At 39.4% G+C, this 22,454-nt stretch carries 26 protein-coding genes; 4 read left to right on the forward strand and 22 right to left on the reverse strand.

All coding sequences use genetic code 11. The features are described from left to right. Window positions 1-148: 148 nt before the first annotated feature. The 6 genes from MKY07_RS12520 to gpr all read right to left on the reverse strand — a co-directional run bounded on the left by MKY07_RS12520 (window position 149) and on the right by gpr (window position 6,734). Window positions 149-586, reverse strand: a complete 438-nt coding sequence (locus MKY07_RS12520) for a RicAFT regulatory complex protein RicA family protein (protein WP_008407607.1) — start codon at window positions 584-586, stop codon at window positions 149-151. Beyond that, complete coding sequence (gene miaB / locus MKY07_RS12525) at window positions 583-2,118, reverse strand: tRNA (N6-isopentenyl adenosine(37)-C2)-methylthiotransferase MiaB (protein WP_008407608.1); 1,536 nt, start codon at window positions 2,116-2,118, stop codon at window positions 583-585. Before miaB ends, MKY07_RS12520 begins: the two co-directional genes overlap by 4 nt. Before the next feature lie 76 nt (window positions 2,119-2,194). Beyond that, complete coding sequence (locus MKY07_RS12530) at window positions 2,195-2,539, reverse strand: hypothetical protein (protein WP_014823377.1); 345 nt, start codon at window positions 2,537-2,539, stop codon at window positions 2,195-2,197. Between the two features lie 90 nt (window positions 2,540-2,629). After that, on the reverse strand, window positions 2,630-4,459 hold the full coding sequence (gene lepA, locus MKY07_RS12535) for a translation elongation factor 4 (protein ID WP_008407610.1): 1,830 nt from the start codon (window positions 4,457-4,459) through the stop codon (window positions 2,630-2,632). A gap of 334 nt (window positions 4,460-4,793) precedes the next feature. Continuing rightward, window positions 4,794-5,615: a stage II sporulation protein P gene (gene spoIIP, locus MKY07_RS12540; protein ID WP_087615989.1), complete on the reverse strand. Its 822-nt coding sequence runs from the start codon at window positions 5,613-5,615 to the stop codon at window positions 4,794-4,796. An 84-nt stretch (window positions 5,616-5,699) separates the two neighbouring features. Continuing rightward, complete coding sequence (gene gpr / locus MKY07_RS12545) at window positions 5,700-6,734, reverse strand: GPR endopeptidase (protein WP_339262463.1); 1,035 nt, start codon at window positions 6,732-6,734, stop codon at window positions 5,700-5,702. Between the two features lie 163 nt (window positions 6,735-6,897). On the opposite strand from gpr, the gene rpsT reads away from it, so the two are divergent. Then, the gene (gene rpsT / locus MKY07_RS12550; protein WP_008407613.1) at window positions 6,898-7,146 is read left to right on the forward strand and encodes a 30S ribosomal protein S20; all 249 of its coding nucleotides are present in this window, start codon (window positions 6,898-6,900) and stop codon (window positions 7,144-7,146) included. Window positions 7,147-7,219: 73 nt separating this feature from the next. Here rpsT and holA read toward each other — a convergent pair whose 3' ends face one another. After that, the gene (gene holA, locus MKY07_RS12555; protein WP_339262466.1) at window positions 7,220-8,230 is read right to left on the reverse strand and encodes a DNA polymerase III subunit delta; all 1,011 of its coding nucleotides are present in this window, start codon (window positions 8,228-8,230) and stop codon (window positions 7,220-7,222) included. A gap of 242 nt (window positions 8,231-8,472) precedes the next feature. On the opposite strand from holA, the gene MKY07_RS12560 reads away from it, so the two are divergent. Then, window positions 8,473-8,646 carry a YqzM family protein gene (locus tag MKY07_RS12560; RefSeq protein ID WP_008407615.1) on the forward strand — a complete coding sequence of 58 codons (174 nt, stop codon included), beginning with the start codon at window positions 8,473-8,475 and terminating at the stop codon, window positions 8,644-8,646. Window positions 8,647-8,698: 52 nt separating this feature from the next. Here MKY07_RS12560 and MKY07_RS12565 read toward each other — a convergent pair whose 3' ends face one another. From MKY07_RS12565 to MKY07_RS12620, 12 genes are all read right to left on the reverse strand, one after another. Beyond that, a complete protein-coding gene (locus tag MKY07_RS12565; protein ID WP_339262469.1) occupies window positions 8,699-11,017 on the reverse strand; it encodes a DNA internalization-related competence protein ComEC/Rec2 in 2,319 nt (772 codons plus the stop codon). After that, complete coding sequence (locus MKY07_RS12570; RefSeq protein WP_008407617.1) at window positions 10,986-11,561, reverse strand: ComE operon protein 2; 576 nt, start codon at window positions 11,559-11,561, stop codon at window positions 10,986-10,988. The genes MKY07_RS12565 and MKY07_RS12570 overlap by 32 nt, the downstream gene beginning before the upstream one ends. 548 nt (window positions 11,562-12,109) lie before the next feature. Then, a complete protein-coding gene (locus tag MKY07_RS12575; RefSeq protein ID WP_339262472.1) occupies window positions 12,110-12,757 on the reverse strand; it encodes a helix-hairpin-helix domain-containing protein in 648 nt (215 codons plus the stop codon). A gap of 123 nt (window positions 12,758-12,880) precedes the next feature. Beyond that, on the reverse strand, window positions 12,881-13,618 hold the full coding sequence (locus MKY07_RS12580) for a class I SAM-dependent methyltransferase (RefSeq protein ID WP_339262474.1): 738 nt from the start codon (window positions 13,616-13,618) through the stop codon (window positions 12,881-12,883). Beyond that, a complete protein-coding gene (rsfS, locus tag MKY07_RS12585) occupies window positions 13,611-13,964 on the reverse strand; it encodes a ribosome silencing factor (RefSeq protein ID WP_339262476.1) in 354 nt (117 codons plus the stop codon). Before rsfS ends, MKY07_RS12580 begins: the two co-directional genes overlap by 8 nt. 6 nt (window positions 13,965-13,970) lie before the next feature. Beyond that, window positions 13,971-14,531 carry a bis(5'-nucleosyl)-tetraphosphatase (symmetrical) YqeK gene (yqeK, locus tag MKY07_RS12590; protein WP_339262478.1) on the reverse strand — a complete coding sequence of 187 codons (561 nt, stop codon included), beginning with the start codon at window positions 14,529-14,531 and terminating at the stop codon, window positions 13,971-13,973. Continuing rightward, entirely contained in the window at window positions 14,500-15,093 is a 594-nt protein-coding gene (locus MKY07_RS12595; protein WP_339262480.1) for a nicotinate-nucleotide adenylyltransferase, read from the reverse strand. The genes yqeK and MKY07_RS12595 overlap by 32 nt, the downstream gene beginning before the upstream one ends. 11 nt (window positions 15,094-15,104) lie before the next feature. Then, complete coding sequence (gene yhbY / locus MKY07_RS12600; protein WP_008407625.1) at window positions 15,105-15,410, reverse strand: ribosome assembly RNA-binding protein YhbY; 306 nt, start codon at window positions 15,408-15,410, stop codon at window positions 15,105-15,107. Further along, on the reverse strand, window positions 15,397-16,239 hold the full coding sequence (gene aroE / locus MKY07_RS12605) for a shikimate dehydrogenase (protein WP_339262483.1): 843 nt from the start codon (window positions 16,237-16,239) through the stop codon (window positions 15,397-15,399). The genes yhbY and aroE overlap by 14 nt, the downstream gene beginning before the upstream one ends. Before the next feature lie 77 nt (window positions 16,240-16,316). Continuing rightward, a complete protein-coding gene (yqeH, locus tag MKY07_RS12610) occupies window positions 16,317-17,420 on the reverse strand; it encodes a ribosome biogenesis GTPase YqeH (protein ID WP_339262485.1) in 1,104 nt (367 codons plus the stop codon). A gap of 56 nt (window positions 17,421-17,476) precedes the next feature. After that, window positions 17,477-17,992, reverse strand: a complete 516-nt coding sequence (locus MKY07_RS12615; protein ID WP_014823368.1) for a YqeG family HAD IIIA-type phosphatase — start codon at window positions 17,990-17,992, stop codon at window positions 17,477-17,479. Between the two features lie 34 nt (window positions 17,993-18,026). Continuing rightward, window positions 18,027-18,809: a phosphatidylserine decarboxylase gene (locus tag MKY07_RS12620; RefSeq protein WP_008407630.1), complete on the reverse strand. Its 783-nt coding sequence runs from the start codon at window positions 18,807-18,809 to the stop codon at window positions 18,027-18,029. A gap of 167 nt (window positions 18,810-18,976) precedes the next feature. Between MKY07_RS12620 and pssA the strand changes: the two genes are divergently transcribed. Further along, the gene (gene pssA, locus MKY07_RS12625) at window positions 18,977-19,516 is read left to right on the forward strand and encodes a CDP-diacylglycerol--serine O-phosphatidyltransferase (protein WP_008407632.1); all 540 of its coding nucleotides are present in this window, start codon (window positions 18,977-18,979) and stop codon (window positions 19,514-19,516) included. 85 nt (window positions 19,517-19,601) lie between these two features. Then, window positions 19,602-20,303: an RNA polymerase sporulation sigma factor SigK gene (sigK, locus tag MKY07_RS12630; protein WP_008407633.1), complete on the forward strand. Its 702-nt coding sequence runs from the start codon at window positions 19,602-19,604 to the stop codon at window positions 20,301-20,303. 106 nt (window positions 20,304-20,409) lie between these two features. Here the strand turns inward: sigK and mtnN are convergent, their stop codons facing one another. The 3 genes from mtnN to greA all read right to left on the reverse strand — a co-directional run bounded on the left by mtnN (window position 20,410) and on the right by greA (window position 22,438). Continuing rightward, window positions 20,410-21,102 carry a 5'-methylthioadenosine/S-adenosylhomocysteine nucleosidase gene (gene mtnN, locus MKY07_RS12635; protein WP_339262489.1) on the reverse strand — a complete coding sequence of 231 codons (693 nt, stop codon included), beginning with the start codon at window positions 21,100-21,102 and terminating at the stop codon, window positions 20,410-20,412. Window positions 21,103-21,140: 38 nt separating this feature from the next. After that, window positions 21,141-21,821: a YrrS family protein gene (locus tag MKY07_RS12640; RefSeq protein ID WP_008407637.1), complete on the reverse strand. Its 681-nt coding sequence runs from the start codon at window positions 21,819-21,821 to the stop codon at window positions 21,141-21,143. A gap of 131 nt (window positions 21,822-21,952) precedes the next feature. Then, a complete protein-coding gene (gene greA / locus MKY07_RS12645; RefSeq protein ID WP_008407639.1) occupies window positions 21,953-22,438 on the reverse strand; it encodes a transcription elongation factor GreA in 486 nt (161 codons plus the stop codon). Window positions 22,439-22,454: the final 16 nt, after the last annotated feature.

Genomic DNA, 22,454 nt, shown 5'->3' on the forward strand with positions numbered 1-22,454 from the left:
AGTCCTTCCTATATAGTTCTAACTAACTTAAATCATAACAAAAAACAGTAGGAATATCGACATATTTATTGTCACATATTGCTAAACTTTTAGAATATTAACTCTACATAAAAAAAGATATCCACGTGGGATATCTTTAATAATTATTTTAAGAACATGAGCCTGGTGTACTATTACGTACTTTTGATCCTGTTTCGCCTTTTAGTACATCGCCGCCTGTAGAAGCAATAACTTCATCTGTAACATTATTCGCAATGGCATTTGATACTAATTGTAACAGTTCATTTACTTCTGTCTGTGATTGCTTAAATTGTTGAACGACTGGTAATTCATCGATTTCAGTTTCAATTCCCGTAATTTTACCTTCAATCATATTAAGCGCTTTTTCTTTCCCTAAGTGCTGAAAGTTAACCGCCTGCTTTTGCAATGCTTTTAAAGAAGCGATCTTTTCGCGGACAAATTGATTTTCATTAATTTGTTCTTCCGCTTTTTTGAAAAATTCTACTTCTTCAGTATTCGCAATCATATGGGCAATTTCTTTTGCTTTTTCTACAATCTCATCTTTTGTATACAATTTTGTTGTCATTTTACGAACTCCCCCTCTTTTGTCACTTCTTCTACAAACTCACCCATTAAAGAGTAAGATTTTGCTTCTAAAATTTTTACATTTACAAGCTTACCAATAAATTTTGGATCTGCCTTAAAGTTAACAAGACGGTTTTTGCGCGTATAGCCAGCTAACACATCATCGCGTCTTTTACTGCTGCCTTCAACTAAAACTTCAACTGTTTGACCTTCCAAACCTTTGAGCGCTTTTGCAGAATACTCAGAGACAACCGCATTTAAACGGTGCAGACGGTCTTTCTTTTCTTCCTCTGTTACATTATCGACCATTTTTGCAGCCGGTGTTCCTTCACGAGGCGAGTAAATATACGTGAACGCCATATCAAAGCCGACTTGACGATATAAATCAAGCGTTTCCTGGAATTGCTCTTCCGTTTCATTCGGATAGCCTACAATGATATCTGTTGTTAATGTTACACCCGGAATTGCCGCTTTAATTTTATCGACTAATTGCAGGAAATGCTCACGTGTGTATTTACGGGCCATAATTTTTAATATTTCGTTTGAACCGGACTGGACCGGTAAGTGGATATGGTCAACAAGATTACCGCCTTTTGCCAATACTTCGATTAAATGATCATCAAAGTCGCGCGGATGACTTGTCGTAAAGCGAATACGCGGAATATCGATTTTACGGAGCTCATCCATTAAATCACCTAGTCGGTATTCAATATCATCAAAGTCTTTGCCGTACGCATTGACATTTTGGCCTAAAAGCATAATTTCTTTATAGCCTTGTGCAGCCAATTCACGCACTTCCTGAATAATTTCTTCCGGGCGGCGAGAACGTTCCTTGCCTCGTGTATACGGAACGATACAATATGTACAGAACTTGTCGCAGCCGTACATAATATTCACCCATGCTTTAATCGAGCCAATACGTTTTTTCGGAAGGTTTTCAATGACATCGCCTTCTTTTGACCAAACTTCGACAACCATTTCCTTTGACATATAAGCATCGTGTAAAATATTCGGTAATCGGTGGATATTATGTGTCCCGAACACCATATCAACATGCTGATACTGTTTTAATATTTTGTTCACGACAGATTCTTCTTGCGACATACATCCGCAAACACCAATCAGCATTTCCGGATTTTTACGTTTATATTTTAACAGGAAGCCTAGTTCACCGAATACTTTATTTTCCGCATTTTCACGAATGGCGCACGTGTTTAGTAAAACAACATCCGCTTCTTCAATCATTTCAGTCGGTGTATAGCCAAGCTGCATGAAAATACCAGCCATTACTTCTGTGTCATGCTCATTCATTTGACAGCCGTATGTTCGAATATAAAACTTACGATCCTGTCCCATTCCTAAATATTTTTCTTCGATATCAAAATCTTTATGATATTTTACTTCTTCTTTACCGCGCTTTTTCGCGTCTTTTAGTGAAGGAGCCGTAAATACTTTCTCAAAATATTTACTATAGTCTTTTTCTTCCTTAGGTTGTTTAATCTGCTGACTAGCTAGTCGTTGTTCTTCATTCATCGACTACTTGCCCCCCTATCATTTATTACCTTTACTCATTTCATCATTATAGCGAACTGTTGCTGTTTGTTACAAGCTAGTCGATAAATTGTTTGTAACTATTCAGGTCATTATCACGTAAAATTGTAAAAAATGTGACACTCAATTTGATTACCTGTGCCCAATTCATTTCATATTCCGATTCAAATTGATGCTTTGGCAAGCGCAGAACATCTTGAAATAAACGTTTTGCCTCAATGTTTTGCTGCGCTAAATATGCTAAAAACGCCAAAAACAGCTTGTGGTCTTCCAGTTGCAGTGCTTTATTTTCCAGCAGAGCATCTACCCGGCTTACAGGCGAATTGGCACGTTCAAACAATTTATTCAATTCACTTTCCAGTTTTTCATTTTTATAATGCAAAAAATTTAAAATATCGGTCATATTTCCCACCTCATTTTTAAAAAACATTTCAGTAAACTATCCTCTAAAAATAAAAGGCAGAAAGATTGCTCTATCTGCCTTTTACAAATACTATTTACTATCATCCATTTTAAGTACAGCCATAAATGCTTCCTGAGGAACCTCAACTGAACCTACTTGCTTCATACGTTTTTTACCCGCTTTTTGCTTTTCAAGTAATTTACGTTTACGTGAAATGTCACCGCCGTAACATTTTGCAAGTACGTTTTTACCCATTGATTTAATTGTCGAGCGGGCAATAATTTTTTGACCGATCGCAGCTTGCACCGGTACTTCGAATTGTTGACGCGGAATCAGCTCTTTTAATTTTTCAACGATTACTTTTCCGCGTTCATATGCAAAGTCTTTGTGTACGATGAAGCTTAATGCATCTACCTGTTCACCGTTTAGCAGAATATCCATTTTGCTTAACTTAGAAGGCTGGTATCCGATTAATTCATAATCGAATGACGCATAGCCTTTCGTATTTGATTTTAAGAAATCAAAGAAATCGTAAACAATTTCAGCTAAAGGCATTTCATAAACGATTTTCACACGTGTGTCATCGATGTAATCCATCCCTGAGAAGTTACCGCGTTTCTTCTGGCAAAGCTCCATAACAGCACCAACGTAATCATTTGGTACCATGATTGTCGCTTTTACGTACGGCTCTTCAATGCGGTCAATCTTTTGTGGATCCGGCATCATTGACGGATTATCCACTTTCAATACCGAACCATCCGTTTTTGTCACTTCATAAATTACAGAAGGCGCAGTCGTGATTAAATCAATGTTGAATTCACGCTCAATACGTTCCTGAATAATTTCCATGTGCAATAGTCCTAAGAATCCGCATCGGAAACCGAATCCTAATGCCTGAGAAGTTTCTGCCTCATATTGTAATGCAGAGTCATTTAATTCCAGTTTTTCAAGTGCTTCACGTAAATCGTTGTATTTTGCTGTGTCAATTGGATAAAGACCGCAATACACCATCGGATTTAGTTTACGGTAACCTGGAAGCGGCTCTGTCGCAGCATGGCTGCCTGCAAAAGTTACTGTATCACCTACACGTGTGTCCTGAACATTTTTAATTGATGCTGTCAAATACCCTACATCACCAACTGTCAATTCAGCTTGTGGTACCGATTTCGGTGTATGAATCCCTACTTCAATTACTTCAAATTCTGCACCTGTTGCCATCATTTTAATTTTATCTCCGGCTTTAACCGTACCATTTACAATACGGATTGAAATGATAACACCCTTATATGCATCATATACAGAGTCGAAAATCAGTGCTTGTAATGGGGCATCTGGATCACCTTGTGGGGCAGGTACTTTTTCAACGATCTGCTCCAAAATATCCTGGATCCCAATTCCTGCTTTTGCTGATGCAAGTACTGCTTCAGAAGCGTCCAGCCCAATCACATCTTCCACTTCAGCACGAACACGCTCCGGATCTGCAGCAGGTAAGTCGATTTTGTTGATTACCGGTAAGATTTCCAGATCATTGTCCAATGCCAAATATACGTTAGCCAGCGTTTGTGCTTCAATTCCCTGTGCAGCATCTACTACTAGAATGGCACCTTCACATGCCGCTAATGAACGTGATACTTCATATGTGAAATCGACGTGACCCGGTGTATCGATCAGATGGAATGTATAGATTTCGCCATTTTTAGCATTATATTTCAATTGTACGGCATTTAATTTAATTGTAATTCCGCGTTCACGCTCCAGATCCATAGAATCCAGCAGCTGCGATTTCATTTCGCGTTGTGTAACGGTTTGCGTCGTTTCCAATAAACGGTCCGCAAGAGTTGATTTTCCGTGGTCAATATGTGCAATAATCGAGAAATTTCGGATATTCTCTTGTCGTTTTAAACGTTGTTCTCGGTTCATGTATTATTCCTCTCCTAATTAGAAAAAACACCTGAGCCCATTTAGGGTTGGTGTCACTACATATGTAGGTTATTCATCCATTTACTTTTCTACTAAAATACAGCCTCTATCTCCCACCAATTTTAAGTAATGGAACATAGAGGCATAACGTATTTTAAATTATACTATGAATTGTAGTAAAACGACAACAGCGAACCTTCACCTACAATAGGAAAACCGTATTTCGCACTAAACTATAGCGAAATACGGTTTTTCATATTTGAGCGAGTAGCCGTGCTGAAATTGCTCTACGTGTCTCACACTACCCGCCTGCTATTTGTAAATCAATTATTACTTAAACTGCTGATTCAACGAAAGCAACCCGAATCGCCTGTGCTAAAACCGCCATCGTTCGTTGAAGTTCTTCTTCGGTGTTGTCGATACCCCCAAATTCAATCAGCAATACATTTGTTGCAAGATCTTGATTATAAACACCATCTACACCAGTACCAGACTTTTTAATAATTCCTCGTGAAATGCCAGGCACAATGCTGTTCACTTGCTCACTCAGCATTGTTGCATAAGCTAAATTCGCTTCATATGCAGGATGTTCCGCGCCGACAACAAAAGCAATTTTTGCATATTGTTCATTATTTGCTGTAAGTGTCGTTACTTTTTTAGGGGCTGAATCCCGGTGAAAATCGATTACAAGTTCATATTCGTTTTCTTCCAAATACTGTGCCAATACAGGTCGAGCCACTTTGTACGCTTGGTGAAATGTTGCATCAACCTGTTTCATTTCGGTCATAACATCAAAATCTACAATATGTGGTGTTAAACCGTTTAATTCAAGATAATGCTGCATCATTTCTTGTAGTGAAAAGATATTCATTTCTTCATCATAAACTGCCTGCATCCCTTTTGTTTTTTTGACGATTGGCTTATAGGATTCGTGTGAATGTGTGAACATCAACAGTACATTGAATGGATCAATTTTCGGTTCTTCAGGTACTGTCACAATTGGCTCTGCCGCCGCATAAACAACGTGGGGACGTTCACTTTTACTTTTTTGTGTAGTCATTTCATTATTTGGAAAAGGGAATTGCCCAATAATGATAGGCAGTGAAAATAAAAATAAGAACAATAATGAGAAGCGTTTTAGTTTCCGCAAACACATCACCCTTTCTCCAATACAATATGGGAGAAGAGTAAAACTTAGAACGTATAACTAGCTTTTATTGTTCAGAAAATAAATTGCCGGTTAATTACCGGCTTTTTGTTTTTCTTCAAGCCATTTAAACAAGCCTTCGCCTAGTAAAAATGCATATTGACTTAGCCAGAAGTCAACCTCTTTCGGAGTAACCATCAACCGCTCCGGATGGGTACTGAATACTTCTTCAAATAATTGTCGTCGATCTTCTGTCGGCCATGTTGCCCACTGACCGAAAATCGGCTCAACTTTCGTTAAATCGACTTCCTCGTTTACAGGTGTCCAGCTTGTAACTGAGAGCTTGCCTGAAGGTTTGTCTCTTTCCTGTATTTTAGCCGCAATCGACCTGAATGCTACATCTATTGCATCGGCTATTAAAATAGGTGCTTCCACAACTGTCGGAACTCCGATCGCTGTTACCGGTACGCCGAGCATTTCCTTTGAAATTTCCTTGCGATGGTTGCCGACACCTCCACCTGGATGTATCCCGGTATCTGTCAGTTGGATTGTCCGGCATAAGCGGGCACTTCCGCTTGTTGCAAGCGCATCGACGATAATAACAAGTGCAGGTTTAATTTTTTCTGCCAATGCATGAATATAATCGCTCGTCTCAAATCCTGTCTGCCCTGTAACACCTGGTGCATACAAAATAAACTTCGAGGAATCCAGTTCCGATTGTTTTTTATGCATCGCATCGATTGTATAAGGGCCAATCGCATCTGGGGTAATCGTCTTGTTTCCTAAACCGATCACTAGAATTTTTGAATCCGCCGTAATCTTGACATCCTTGTGCAGATCATGCAGGTAATGGATTAAAGATTCCTGCATTTGCTCAAATCCATGTCGGTCTTCCGAAGTTAATGTAGGGATCGACAACGTTATATACGTCCCTTGCTTTTTACTTATTCTTTCTTCCCCAGTAGCATTCACTTCAACTTTTGTGATTTTGACACGATTTTGTTGGGATTCTTCCATGTGAATGCCACGTTCATGTTCCAATGTTTCCTTTTGTTGTTTCGTTTGATGTTGGACAACTTCTGCTGTTTCATCAATTAAATCTGTTCGATTCCAATCAATTTTTTTCATAATGCACCTCCACAATTCAGTTTGTTCAAACTGTCAAGTAAATATTCTTTGCATTTATGTATTGCAATTCTTTCAATCCTTTGGTAGAATGATTTTTGTTGTATTGACACATGAATAAGTGAGAAAATACTCATCTCGTACCTAAATCTAGGAGGTGAAAGAAATGCCAAACATTAAATCTGCTATCAAACGTGTAAAAGTTAACGAAAAAGCTAACGCTGCTAACGCACAAGCAAAATCTGCAATGCGTACTACAGTTAAAAAAGCTGAGCAAGCGATCGCAACAGGTGCTGAAAACACACAAGAATTAGTAGTTGCTGCTTCTAAAGCATTAGATAAAGCTGCTTCTAAAGGTCTTATTCACAAAAACGCGGCTTCTCGTAAAAAGTCTCGTTTAGCGAAAAAAGCTTAATTGTAAACTTATAAAGCCAACTGTGCATCCGCACAGTTGGCTTTTTTCGTTGTTTTCTAGAATATAATAATTTCTATAGTTTCTTCATTAAAAACAGCTCAAGATGACGCTCACGATTTCCGCCTGTTGTTTTCAACTGGAGGTCTACTTCCGCCAGACTATAGAGTGCTTGCAGTAAACGCTGGTCGGATGGTCGGTTTCTTTGACCTGAAATAATCTGCACTCGGTATGGATGAATTTTAAGCTGCTTTGCAATCTGTTGCTGATGGTACCCCTTTTTTTGCAAATAGAAAATATTAGACATCGTCCGGATATTATTTGCTAAGAGGCCTACAAGTTTGATTGGTTCTTCTTTTTGTCGTAATAGATCATGATATATTTTGAGCGCTTCTTCTTGATTATGCTCCAAATAGGCATTCAGCATTTTAAATGCATCATGCTCAAGCGTTTTTGCTACTAAATCCTCTACAAGTTCACGTGTAATTTCATGATCCTCACCTAAATACAAGGCCATCTTTTCTATTTCCATCTGAAGCTGGAGCATATTGGGACCAACCATTTCAAGAAGCTTACCGACTGCTTCATCTGTAATTGCTTTCCCATGCTGCTGTGCTTCATTTTTTACCCATACATTCAAGTCGTTGTTTTGAGGTGTTTTCGCTATAAGCACTGTACATTTTTCTTTCATAAGCTTCGTTACTTTTTTACGCTCATCCAACTTTTCGTACGGCGCGATAAATATGGTAATGGCTGTATCAGTAGGATGTTGCAGCCAGCTTTCAAGGCGCTTTAAATCATGGTCAATCTTTTCTTTGCCCTTTTCAGTCGCTTTTAAAAATGATGCATTTTTAGCTATTATTAATTTACGTTCCGAAAAAAACGGAATCGTATCCGCTTCATCAATAACATAATCAATCGGCTGTTCATTTAAGTCAAAGGTCATGATTTCCGCTTCTTCATTTTTTTGAAGAGCCGCCTTCAACTGCTTAATTGTTTCATCTACAAAATAGGATTCTTCTCCTACAAGCAAGTAAACCGGTGCGAAATTCCCCTTTTTAAAATCTTGCCATACTTTTGTTATCATACTGGGAACCTCCTTTACTTTCGTAGTTCTAAGTATACCATTTTTTACGTTATTGAGGATGTCCAGTTTCTTATCTCAATATGCCATCAAAAAAATATCCTTTCTATCTCCTCTCAATTAATTTATGGATATTTATTGAAAATCTCAACGATATACTAAACCAATAAAAGGAATAATTAGCATTTCATATAGCATTTTCAGTTAGAATATTCTATAATTATTGAAGATTAGGAGGGATACTTATGGCAGGACATCAAGATCCAAACTATGTAGCTGAAAACCCATTTGAAGGTCGTGGCCGCGCGATGAAAAGCAATGACTTCCCAGATGCCGGTTACGGTTTCGCCATCGGTGGCGGATTCTTCATCGTATTGTTTATTATTGCAATAATCGTAGAAGCAGCTACACGTCTGTAATTCCTTAGTAGTGGAATGATTTCTTATTAACATGAGAAATCATCCCACTTTTTTATTTCCTGAAAAGAGCATTCGATTTTTCTATATATATTTGATTCTCAGAGATGGAGACTTCTACCGTACCATCTAATCCAGTTGTTGCGTATGGGATATTTTTCGATTCAAACCGATTAACAACATCAATATGCGGATGATTGTATCTGTTATTTTCTCCTGCCATAAACACGGCAAATTTAGGGTTTGTTACTGTGACAAATTCCTCGATGCTAGATGTTTTACTGCCATGATGCCCCCCTTTTAACAAATCGATATTTCGCAATTTCTCTTCATAAAGCTGAATCAGCTCCTTCTCGCCTTCCTGCTCCAAATCCCCTGTAAACAATGCGCGAAATGCATTATGCTTTACGAAAAGAACGAGGGAATCATTATTTCCTTCATATTCAATTTCCAGCGGCCATAAATATTCAAAAGCAGTTTGTCCGATTTGCCACTTATGACCAGCCATTTTCTCGATCAGTTTTGTATTTGTTTTCTCTAGCTCATACAAAAAATCATTCATAACCGGCTTAGCGATCGAGCCTGGTGTCACATGAACCTCCTTTACAAGGATTTCCCGCAACACCTCTTCAGCCCCCTCTACATGATCGGCATCCGCATGTGACAGCACAAATGTGTCGATTGTTTGCATCCCTCGACCTTTCAAATAGGGAACAACAACTTGACGCCCAACTTCATATACGGTTTTGCGCTCCTTCCATTCTTCCTGTTCAAATCGTAATAAGCCCCCTGCATCGATAACGATCACCGATTTTCTGCGTGGTAACTCAATAACAATGCAGTCCCCTTGACCGACATTGACAAAAGCAATTTTTAGATCACTATGCAAAAGTGGCTGTACATGAAATATAAAAGCAGGCAGTATTAAAGCAATGAAGACCTTTTTTAACGGAGCATGCTGATCGAGCAAATAAAAAGCGAAAAAAACAGAACTATATAAAAGGATCAGCCACATAATTGAAGGTTTACCAGGGTTCCACATTTGAACAATCGGCTGCTGAATATAAAGAATGAAATTTGTCAGCGCTGTACGCAAGGGCTCATAAATATAAAACAGGAAGGAGTCAAGCGGGAATGGCAAAAAAGTCAGTACAAGAGCAAATAAATTGATTGGCAAAATAATAAAGGAAAATAGAGGGACGAAAAAAATATTGGCGATAAAAGAGGAAAGGCTGATTTCATAAAAATGGTGTAGTAACAAAGGGTAAACGAGGATTTGACAAACAAAAGTAATATAAAAAGATTGTACCCAAAAATTAGAATAGCGCGCTAAAATACGGCCGGAATATACTAAGCTGTAAGTAGCCAAATACGATAGCTGAAAGCCGACTTGAAAAACTGCACCAGGCTCCAGTAATACAAACATAATAAAGCTAATTGACAGTGCATCATCAATCGGTATTTTCCAGCGAAAATACTGCGCAAGCATGATTAATTCCACGACGCTGACCGCACGCCAGATAGACGGTGCTCCTCCTGCTAAAACTGCATATAACGGCAATAAAATAAGCAGTAAAATTGTAGCGATTTCTCTACGAATCCTCAAGCGAAGCAACAACTGAAAAAACAGGAATGAGACAAGTGCGACATGCAAACCCGAAATCGCGAATAAATGGGTAATCCCAAGCTTTTGATAGGCACGATTTAATTGGTCATCGACATTTTCCTGGAAACCAATCAATAGAGCTTGCGCCTCTGCTGCAAGCGACGGCGGGAAAGTTTCGACAATGTGGCGCTTTAACTGAAAGCGCTGTTCAAAAATAGGCTGCATAATGGATTTTTTTTGATGGGAATATTGAAGCTGTTGAATTTCGATGATTCCTCTTGCATTTCTGCTTTGCATATAGCGGGCCATAGAAAAGCCATAGCGGTGTGCAGGTATTGATGGGGATACTTGCTTCCCGGTTACAATAAAACTTGTACCAGCGAGCTGCTGTGCCTCAAAGCGCTGTTTTTCTTTTTCATTTCTCAATTCATAGGTGACATATACTTTCTCTCCCGATTCATTAATCATGAATCCTCGCAGCATCACACCATTTATATTGTACTCATCGGTCCATGTCAACAATGCGGGAAGCTCAACCGGCAATGAAAGCTTATTTGCCTCATAGGAGAAATAGCTGTAACTCCCAATCCCAACAATTAAAATAAGCAACAGATGAATGTTTAACAGTCGTTTATAATGACTAAATAATAACAATAAAGCAAGCAGGAAAAGAAGCCTTCCCGATTCAAATGCAGCAAGTGCACTAATACAAATCGACAAGGCGTAAAAAATCCAGTTATGCCTGAATAAGTTTACCAAATAAAGCATGCATCTTCTCCTCTAATGGGAGCAATTGATCGCGGCTTGCGCCTAACTCACGAAGTTTTTCGAGCATTTCAGCGGTTAGTGCGAACTTTTCATCTTGCAGAAAGTCAATTTTTGCTTCATCAAATGGAATATGTGCAACATGGACGTTAGCTTTTTTGAACAATTCCATTGCATAATTATTATTTTTATAATCTTTTGCATAATACACATTTTTAATTCCGGCCTGAATAATTGTCTTCGTACATGGCAGGCATGGGAAATGTGTGACATAAAGATCCGCACCATTTGCTGGCGTACCATATTTTGCACATTGCAGTAATGCATTTGTTTCGGCATGCACTGTGCGGACACAATGGTTGTCCACAACATAGCAACCTTCTTCGATACAGTGTTCGTCACCTGAAATGGATCCATTATATCCGCCGGCAATGATGCGCTTCTCCCGTACAATTGTCGCACCTACTGCAAGACGGCTGCATGTGCTTCTTAATGCGAGTAAATGACTTTGCGCCATAAAAAATTGATCCCAAGTAATTCGCTCCATATGATAACCCCCAAAAGTTTTGTCACCTATCAGTTTAAACGTAGTTCCTGTCATTCGCAATGCAGGTTTGTTCAGAAATTTCACTTTATCCCGCATTAACGGGTAGTAATTTATCTGCCTCGAAAGCGTAGCGGCAGAGACAAAACTACCCGTAAAAGCCCGATTGGTTCAACTAACACTCCGCGGGGAAAGAACGTCCCCACCGAGTGAAATTTCACTTTATCCCGCATTAACGGGTAGTAATTTATCTGCCTCGAAAGCGTAGCGGCAGAGACAAAACTACCCGTAAAAGCCCGATTGGTTCAACTAACACTCCGCGGGGAAAGAACGTCCCCACCGAGTGAAGTTTCACTTTATCCCGCATTAACGGGTAGTAATTTATCTGCCTCGAAAGCGTAGCGGCAGAGACAAAATTACCCGTAAAAGCCCGATTGGTTCGGACCAACATGATGTTGGTCACACAAGCGTTGTCACAGGACGTGACGGTTTTAGCTTGTGTTCCTTCTAATCCGCGGGGAAAGAACGTCCCCACTGAGTGAAGTTTCACTTTATTTTACATCAATTAAGTCCTTTAACTGTTCAAATGTCTTATCACCGATTCCCATGACATTTTTTAAGTCCTCAATGATTTGAAAATTTCCTTGTTCGGACCGATGCTGAATAATCGCAGCCGCCTTGGCTGGGCCAATTCCTGGCAGCTGAGTCAATTCCCCTTCAGATGCTTTATTTATATTAATTTTCCCGTTGGAACTTCCACTACCGGAACCGGTTGCCGGACTCGCCTGTATTATCTGTTCCATTAACTCTTCAGGTTCTTCCCCTATTTTCGGTATATAGATTACCATTTCATCGTGAAGCTTTTGAGCATGGTTAATGAGCACCGGATTGGCATCGTCCGTGTATCCTCCTGCCGCTTCAACAGCATCGACAATCCGTTGTTCTTCGGATAATGTGTACACACCCGGATATATTACCGCGCCTTTTACATCCACCACTATTGGCTTAGATTCAGTTTCGATTTCCGTTTCCGGTATTGTGGAAGGTTCATCACTTGCAGCAAGTGTGATTTGGTCAATTGTTTCGATCGTAGCACGGTTAGAGGAATCATCAAAGACTAATAAGTAAATTAAAATCGCTGCAACTACTCCGCCCAGTAGGGCAATTTGCTTTTTATACTTCTCCAGAAATGGCTGCAAAATAAAAAACACCCTTTCATAAAGAAGGTTTTATATATGGAGCTTATCTCCACTATACAAATTCCACTTCTTTATGAAAAGGTATTTCAATCAAAACTGCCGAAACTTACTTTTTCGACTATTTTATTTAACCGCCCGAATAAAAATTCGTTCGCTTTCATCAGTCGGTTGTGCTGTCGTCCAGTCTGCCGTCACTTCAACATGAGAAAAACCGATTTCTTCCAGCCATTTCACATATTGCCCATATGCAAATGTGCGCTGATAATGTTCCTCGTCAAAACGTTCATACAGTCCGCTTTCTGTTAATACAAAAAACGTCATCTGATGATACACGGAATACGGTTCTTCACCCGGTTCAGTATGCCAAACATAAGAAATTTCCCCGTCATCAAACGTAAAAGGACCATCCAGAAAAATATCGTCCATCTTAAATAATGAATGTACATCAAAGAATAGCTGTCCGCCTTCACGAAGACTGTCAAATATCCGCTTCAATGTTTCCATTACATTGTGCTGCTCTTTTACATAGTTAATCGAGTCAACCGGAATAATGGCAACATCCAAGTCGCTGAAGCCTTCCAGCTCGTCCATTGACATAGCAAAAAGAGGCATTGTAACTTTCTCAGCATCCATACGGGCACTGGCAATGGATAGCATTTCTTCCGATAAATCAATCCCTGATACAGCGTAACCCGCTTTATGCAACATTAATGCAAGTGTTCCTGTACCACAGCCAATATCGAGCAGATTTTTATAGTTCTGTGCAGGTGCATATGTCTGAATCCATTCCAAATATTCCGTGTACGGGATATCGGTCATCAATTCATCATAAACTTCTGCAAAACGCTCATAACTATTCATTGTCCATTTGTGGCGCGTCTAGTTGTGGTGCATCTCCCCATAGGCGCTCTAGGTTGTAATAGGCACGCTCATCTTTATGGAAAATATGTGCAACAACATCACCCATATCGACTAAAATCCAGCGTGCTGTGTCAAAGCCTTCAAGCTTACGTACTGAGTAACCCGCTTCTTCTGCTTTTTCTTTAATTTCACGTGCAATTGCCTGTACTTGGCGCTCTGAGCTACCTTCCGCAATGATGAAATAATCAGCTAAAAGTGAAATCCCCTGCATATTCAATGCAACGATATCCTCTCCTCGCTTGTCATCGATTGCTTTGTACGTAATATTTAATAACGTTTCATTCATGTATGTTTATTCCTCTCTTATTAAGCTGTTGTAGCATTCAATTGAAACAGGGTAAATCGCCTGCTGTGACGAAACTAAAAAACTGAGCGTATGGGTCACACATGCCCGGAATGCATCCTCTAAACTGATGTCTGCCAATGTTCTTAGTTCCTCTACACCGAGAAATTTACGATTTGGTTCAATCATATCTGCTACATAAATAATTTTCTCAAAAGTTGTCATATTCGCACGTCCGGTAGTATGGTAACGAATTGCATTTAAAATGGCTTCATCATTAATTTGGAATTCCGTCTCGACAATCCAGGCACCGACCGGACCATGCAATATTTCAGCACCCCAGTCAAGCAGGCGTGCATCCAACTGCTGCTCGGTTACAACTTGCTTCATCCAGGCAACATCCGCATATTTAGCGATATCATGGAAAATTGCCGCAATCTCAGCTTTTTTGGGATTTTCATCGTATTGCTGAGCTAAACGGATCGCTGTTTCCATTACACCAATCGTATGAATATACCGCTTTTCGGGCATTCGCTCTTTAATCGCTGCCAGCATCGTTTGACGTTCCATACAAACCTTCCTTTCGAATATACTGTTCAACTGCAGCAGGCAATAAAAACTGTAAAGGTGCCTCTGTTTGCTGTAATCGATTTCGAATATATGTTGAAGAAAGGTCAATTTGCGGAGCTTCCACCATACACACATCGTAGGTTGATTTTGCTTCACTGCCAGGGCGCTTTACTCCAACAAATGTGACAAGTTCCATTAAGTCATCGATACGGTGCCATGTATGCAAAGAATCGATCATGTCCCCGCCGATAATAAAATAAAACTGTGTTTGTGGTTCTCTTTCGCACAACGCTTTCATTGTATCTAATGTATAGGATACCCCTCCGCGCTCAAGTTCATATGTTTCCACATGAAAATATGGAATGTCCTCGATCGCCAGCTCAACCATCCGCAGACGCTGTGCATTTGTTGCCGAGCGGGACAAATCCTTATGAGGCGGTTTTGCATTCGGCATGAAGCGTACTTCCGACAAACCAAGCGCTGCATACACTTCATTGGCCATCATTAAATGTCCGATATGCGGTGGATTAAAGGTTCCGCCAAAAAGACCGACTTTCTTCATTACACTTCACCTTATTTCGTAGCTACTTTAGGTAATACGATTTTTTTATTGTTGCGTGATTCTTTATATAATACAACTGTCAAACCGATCAGTTGAACGAGCTCTGCACGAGTACCGGCAGCCAGTTCTTCCGCCACGACATTTTTGTCTTCTTCACAGTTGTCTAAAATGCGTACTTTAATAAGTTCGCGTGCTTCCAATACATCGCGCAATTGTGCAATCATTGCATCATTTACGCCACCTTTCCCAACTTGGAAAATTGGATCTAAGTGATGTGCCTCAGCACGTAAAAAACGTTTTTGTTTACCTGTTAACATAATTTCCTCCTAATTGCGCCGTTAAACGGGCAATCATTGCATTTGTATTTGGATAATGACCTAACCAGTGTTCGTAGGCTATCGCACCTTGATGCACGAACATGCCTAATCCATTGATAATTATCGCACCTTTTTGCTCAGCCGCTTGCAAAAATGGCGTCATTAATGGATTATACACAATATCTGCAGCAATTGCGCCTGCCGGGAACTTTTCAAGCGAAAATGGTAATGCAAAGTTGCCTGTTGTCATCCCTGCTGGTGTTGTTTGAATAAAAATTTCAAAATTAGCCAGGCTTCGTTCTGCTTCTTGCATAGAAACAGCTTTGCCGGCATGCATGTCGTCAATGATCCGCTGTGCATTTTCAACTGTTCGGTTGGCAATAGTTATATTTTTATAACCTGTAAGCTGTAGAGCAAATGCAATACCACGGGCTGCGCCACCTGCTCCGATTAGTAAAATCGGTGCGTCCCGCTTCATTGTACCGATCGCATGCTCAAGTGATTTTACAAAACCAGGACCATCAGTATTATAGCCTTTTAATTTACCTTCTGCAGTGCGCACGACCGTGTTGACCGCGCCCATTTTTTCCGCAAGTTCGTCGAGTTCATCCAGGAACGGAATGATCGTTTGTTTATGCGGAATCGTTACATTCCAGCCACTTGTCCCTAACAGTTTGAATGATGCAACAGCTTGTTGTAGATGTTCTGGCTTCACGTGTATCGGAATATACGTTGCATCCACATTTTCCTCTTCATACCATGCATTATGCATTTCTGGAGATTTTGACTGTGCAATCGGATCCCCAATAACCGCAAACCACTTTTTCATCGACATTTCCCTCTTTCCTACTACCATTCATTCACTACAAAGTAACACTTGCTCCTACTGATGAAGAGACCGTTCAGTTAAATCAGTGACGGGCGAATGAATACTTCTACGCCTTTTGGTGCGTGTGCTGCTACGACAACATTGGCATGTTGCACAGTAACCCAGCCTAGCCCTGAGATGACTACATCTGTTTTCGGTTCTTTAATCGAAAACTCGTGACGCACTAATGGCGGTAATTGATCGATATGTTTAGATGTTGGAGGTGCCAGTAACTCACCTTTGTGCTCTTCATATAATTGATCCGCACGTTCCAGCTTCGTACGGTGAATCGGTAAGTCATTTGCCACATGGACAGTAAATGCCGAACGGTCGCCTTGAATAAAATCAAAACGGGCAAGAGCACCGATAAATAGGGTTTGTCCAGCATTTTGCTGGTACACTTTTGGTTTAATTTCTTTTTTCGGCATAATATATTTTAATTCACTTGAATCGATATGGTGTGCCATTTGGTGATGATTAATAATACCAGGTGTATCATATAAAGATGATCCGTCATCTAGCGGAATGCCAATCATATCAAGCGTAGTTCCCGGGAAATGAGAAGTTGTAATAATTTCTCCTTCACCTGTAGCTTGCTTAATAATCCGGTTGATAAACGTCGATTTGCCGACATTTGTACAACCTACAACATATACATCTTTGCCATTACGGTATTCTTCAATTGCTTCAACGACTTCCTGCATGCCTAATCCTTTATGTGCCGAAACAAGCTTCACATCAACAGGCTTCAAACCAAGCGCTTTTGCTTCACGTTTTAACCAGTTAATTACTTTCTTTTCTTTTACCGATTTAGGTAAAAGGTCTGCTTTATTTGCTACTAAAAGAACGGGATTATTTCCAACGAATCGGTGTAAACCTGGTAGCCAGCTGCCATTAAAATCGAATATATCCACGATTTTTACGATTAGACCTTGCTGTTGTCCAAGGCCGTTTAAAATACGTAAAAAATCATCATCCGTTAAACTAACAGGTTGGATTTCATTATAGTTTTTTAAACGGAAACAACGTTGACAAATAATCATTTCCTTTTCCAGCGAGGATGCAGGTGCATACCCTAATCCATTTTTATCTTCAGTTTGAATCACTGTTCCACAGCCAATACATTGTGGCATTTCATTCATTCACTATTTCCTCCTAACTACTATTGCACATTCATGCAAAAAAACTTGGGTCGTTTTTAGTCTTCCCAAGGATACTTTCCTTTTCGCTTTAAATCGTTATATACACGACGTTCGACGAAGCGGTTAAATTTTGTAACGAGTCCATCAGAGTCAGCAACAGGACGAACTAAAAACGTATAAAGTTTTTGACGTTTTGCACCCATCACATCTGTTAATAGCTGATCTCCCAGCATCGCAACTTCATGGCGACGTAGACGCAGCTGAACAAGGGCCGCATAATATGCTGCACCTAATGGTTTTTTTGCACGAAAAATAAACGGTATGCCATGCGGTTCTGCAAACTGGCGCACCCGTGCTTCATGGTTGTTTGAGGCAATGATAATTTTTATGCCTGCTTCACGCAACATTTCAAACCATTGTACAAGCTCTTCCGTTGCATCAGCACGGTCCCATTCAACAAGCGTATTATCTAAATCTGTTATGATCCCTTTAATGCCTAAATCCTTTAATTTTTCCGGTGTAATTTCATATACACTGCGAATAAATTCATCTGGTAATAAAAAGTTGTACAAAGCCGTAACCCCTAACTCAAAATTTATTTATTCATTATACCATAGTAGCAAAGGCTTCTCCCATTTTTATCTTCGCCCCATTTGTTACATTCTCCGTAAATTCAATTGTATTTTGTTCGAATAACATTACAACAGTTGAGCCAAAAGCAAAATAGCCAACTTCTTCGCCTTTTTTCCACTGTGTGGATGTGTTCGTAAGTTCGATTGAATTCACAAATGTCGCTCCTACTTTAATGAATGCTGTATAATGATCTTTTTCATAGTTAATTTCGCTAATCATACGATAATTATGACTGATCGGTTTTTTCCCGTATTGTAAGCCCATCTGGTTAACAGGATAAGACTTTTGCCCAAGTATGTATTGTCGCGTAACAACACCATCAATCGGACTATGAATACGGTGATAATCTGCAGGACTCAAGTAAAAAACAATATATTTGCCATTATTATACCTCTTTGCCTGTGTTTCATTTCCCATTAGATCAATTAAAGAATACGGCTTATTTTTCACAGTAAACATTTCCTGATCTTCAATATTGCCGAAAGCTTCTATTTTCGCATCAACAGGACTCGCAAATATATCCGCGCGAACATCTACCGGACGCACTTCTTCTTTCAACTGACGAACAAAAAAATCATGCAGGCTCGTAAATTCTTTTGGAGATTTTGAAACTTCTTGTATGTTAATTCCGTATATTTGACTATAGCTACGAATAAAATTTTTACTTAAACGGGATTGAGCAATCTGTTGTAAAATTTTCGAAGAGATTTTACCATTTGATAGTTCTATCATATTCCGGTATAATTTTTCCTTCATTCTAGGTCCTCCGGTTTTAATTAAGTATTGATAAAGTGAACGGGATAAAAGTAAATTATATAATGACTGGCCATACAAAGATAGGTCTTAATATGAATTAACTATTACCTTTTTTTAATAGAACAAGTATAATAGAATATAGCCGATGTGCAAGGGAGTGTTTTCCAATGTTTCTACTTCAAAAAGTCGATTCAACATTTAAAAAAATAAAAGCAAATGCTGCTAATATTATTACAATTACAAATATGTCATTTGGTGGGGCTGCAATTATGGCTACATTGAATGAGTATCATAGCTATAGTGTATTATTAATTTTTATCGCTGCTTTTTTAGATCGGTATGATGGTAAAGTTGCCCGTAAATTTAATCAGGAGTCCGAATTGGGAAAACAGCTTGATTCAATGGCAGACATTATTTCCTTCGGTGTAGCACCTGCCCTTTTAATGTATGAAATGGCATTAATGAATGCAGGATTTACAGGAATGATGATGCCCGTGTTATTCATCGCTGCCGGTGCGTTGCGTTTAGCTCGATTCAATGTAATGGATTCAACAGGCTATTTCGTAGGTCTGCCAATTACAGCGGCAGGTACGTTACTAACTATTTCATATTTCTTTACAAATACGTTATCTGAAACATTTTATTTTATTCTTTTTCCGGTATTAGCATTATTAATGGTAAGTACGTTTACATTGAAAAAAGTGTAAGAGCAAAATATAGCTCTTACACTTTTTTTCATTTCTGCGCAAAATTCATCATATACTGTCGAAAAGATGAAAGGATGTTAATTGCTTGAGCGGTTTTGTGACAGCATTGGTTCAACTTTGGCTTGAGCTTCCCGCATTATTAGGCTATTTAAAAGGGCAGACGTTTTATAAACCGTTATCACGCGAGGAAGAAGAGGAAGTCATCAATCGTTTTATAAAGGGGGATGAAAGCGCACGTGTTGAATTAATTGAGCGAAACATGCGTTTAGTTGCACATGTCGTAAAAAAATTCCATCCTTCACACGATTTGCTTGATGATTATATTTCAATTGGCACGATTGGTCTTATGAAAGCCGTGAGCAGCTTCACACCAGAAAAAAAGACACGTCTCGCCACATATGCCGCCCGATGTATCGAAAATGAAATTCTGATGCATCTTCGTGCACAAAAAAAAGTGCAAAAGGATGTCTCGTTATTTGAGCCGATTGGTATCGATAAAGATGGGCAGTCTCTTCAAATCCGTGATTTACTGCAGCTTGACGAACCTTCAACAATCGAAAAAATTGAACGACAGGAAGATTTTGCCCAACTGTATCGCTATTTAGATACATTAGATCCGCGTGAGCTCGAAATTATTTCCTACCGATATGGGCTCCAAAACTTCGACCCGCATACCCAAAAGGAAATTGCTAAAAGACTCAATATTTCACGCAGCTATGTTTCACGCATTGAAAAACGGGCACTTATTAAGCTTTACCAGCAGTTTAAGCATGGAGAGAAAGAATAAGTCTCCTTTGATTTGAAAGGAAGTTTTCAAACAAACATTAAATTTAAACATGATAAAAAAATGCCCAATCTTTTTTGTGATTGGGCATTTATCGTTTTGATCCGAATTATAATTTTGTAATAGCGTTTAATACGATTTCTGTTGAGTGTTTTGCTGCAACAGGTAAAAACTCATCAAATGACATGCTTGATTCTTGTCCTGCAATGTCTGATAGTGCACGAATGACAACAAACGGTGTATTGAATTGATGGCATACTTGCGCTACAGCCGCCGCTTCCATTTCCACGGCTTTCATTGTAGGGAAATCTTTTCGTACTGCTTCAACACGCTCAGGATTGCTCATAAATACATCGCCTGAACAAATTAGCCCTACACTGTAATTATGCTCTCCCACTTCTTTTACTGCCTGTTTTGCGACTTCCATTAAATTTTCGTCCGATTTATATGCTGCCGGCATCCCAGCCATTTGACCGATCTCATAGCCAAAAGCTGTTACATCTACATCATGGTGACGTACTTCATCCGAAATAACAATATCCCCAACTTTTAATGCTGCATCAAAACCGCCTGCAGATCCTGTATTGATGACAACTTTCGGATTAAACTTTTCCAATAGGATTGTTGTAGACATTGCCGCATTCACTTTACCGATACCGCTTTTTAAAAGTACCACTTCCTTGCCTTCATATGTACCTGTTGTGTATTCACTGTTTGCGATTGTTTCCGTTTTCGTATTTTGTAGTGCGTCTCGTAATAATTCTACTTCCTGCTCCATTGCGCCGATTACTGCTATTGTCATTTATTCATTCCTCCAATTAAACTTGCTCACTAAACGCGTTATTGTGAACCTTCCAGTGTTGATAAAACTTCCACTTGAATCGGTTTCCAGCCTTCATTGTCGACCCATTCAATACTTACACGGTATTTCTGTTCTTTATCCATCGATGTGACAACGGCAATTGCATTTTCCGCGCTACCGTTATTATTCACCCGCAGCACAATACTGTTTTCCTGCTGTAAATCGATGACACTAAATATTGCTTTAAGTTTTTCTTCGTAATCAATATGCCCTTTTTCATATGTCGATACATGTTCACCAGTTTGTGCCGTCGGATAGGCCGGCCAATTCGGATTTGTAATCACTTCTTTTACTGCCGGATCATCGGAAGGACTTACCATATTACCCGATTCAGAAGTCGGCTGTTCCGTTTCATCCGAAGAGTTTTCTTCCTCTTCTGCTTCTTCCGGGACATTTGTTTCTGTTTCATTATCTTCCGTCTCCTGCCCAGCATCATCTTCCGGAACATCTGTAGCTACTTCCGCCGGTGAATCTTGTCTTTCGGCTTCGTTTTTGGGGCTTGGCTCTTGCGTAATAATAAAAATTAATGTTGCCACAATTAATACAGCGACTACGGCGATTAAGTAATTTAATCTTTTATCCGCTTTCTGAAATTTCGTCTGTTTTGATTTTTGTTCAGCATACTGTTGTCGTGTTTGAAATCGTCTTTTTCGTTCCATTTCAATTCCTCCTATGCAAACCTATTTTAGCATTAGAACATCAAAGGTTGCACGGAAATTAAACACTGAAAAGTCTTCCAGTACTTAACAAAAGAAAAGCAGCTAGCAATTTATGCTAACTGCTCCAATAATTATTTTACTTCTAAAATAATAACTTCCATTTCTCCGCCTGGTGTCGTCAGTTTTACAACATCATCCACATGCTTGCCCATCAATGCTTTAGCAATTGGAGAATCATTTGAAATTTTACCTTCCATCGGATCGGCTTCAGCTGAACCAACAATTGTGTATGATTCTTCGAAGTTTGCACGTTTACCGTTGATCAGTTCATCAAATGTAACTGTTTTACCTAAAGAAATTGTATTTGATGTTTCGTCCTCAGTAATAATAACAGCATTGCGCAGCATTTGTTCAATCAAAGAAATACGACCTTCCACAAATCCTTGCTCTTCTTTTGCTGAATCGTATTCAGAGTTCTCAGAAAGGTCACCGAAGCTGCGAGCTACTTTAATGCGCTCTACTACTTCCGGACGCTTTACTGTTTTTAATGTGTTTAATTCATCTTCTAATTTTTGTTTTCCATCAAGTGTCATTGGATATTGTTTTTCGTTTGACATTATTCCCACTCCTTAG

Source organism: Solibacillus sp. FSL W7-1472 (assembly GCF_037969775.1).
GTDB classification, from domain to species: Bacteria; Bacillota; Bacilli; order Bacillales_A; family Planococcaceae; genus Solibacillus; species Solibacillus silvestris.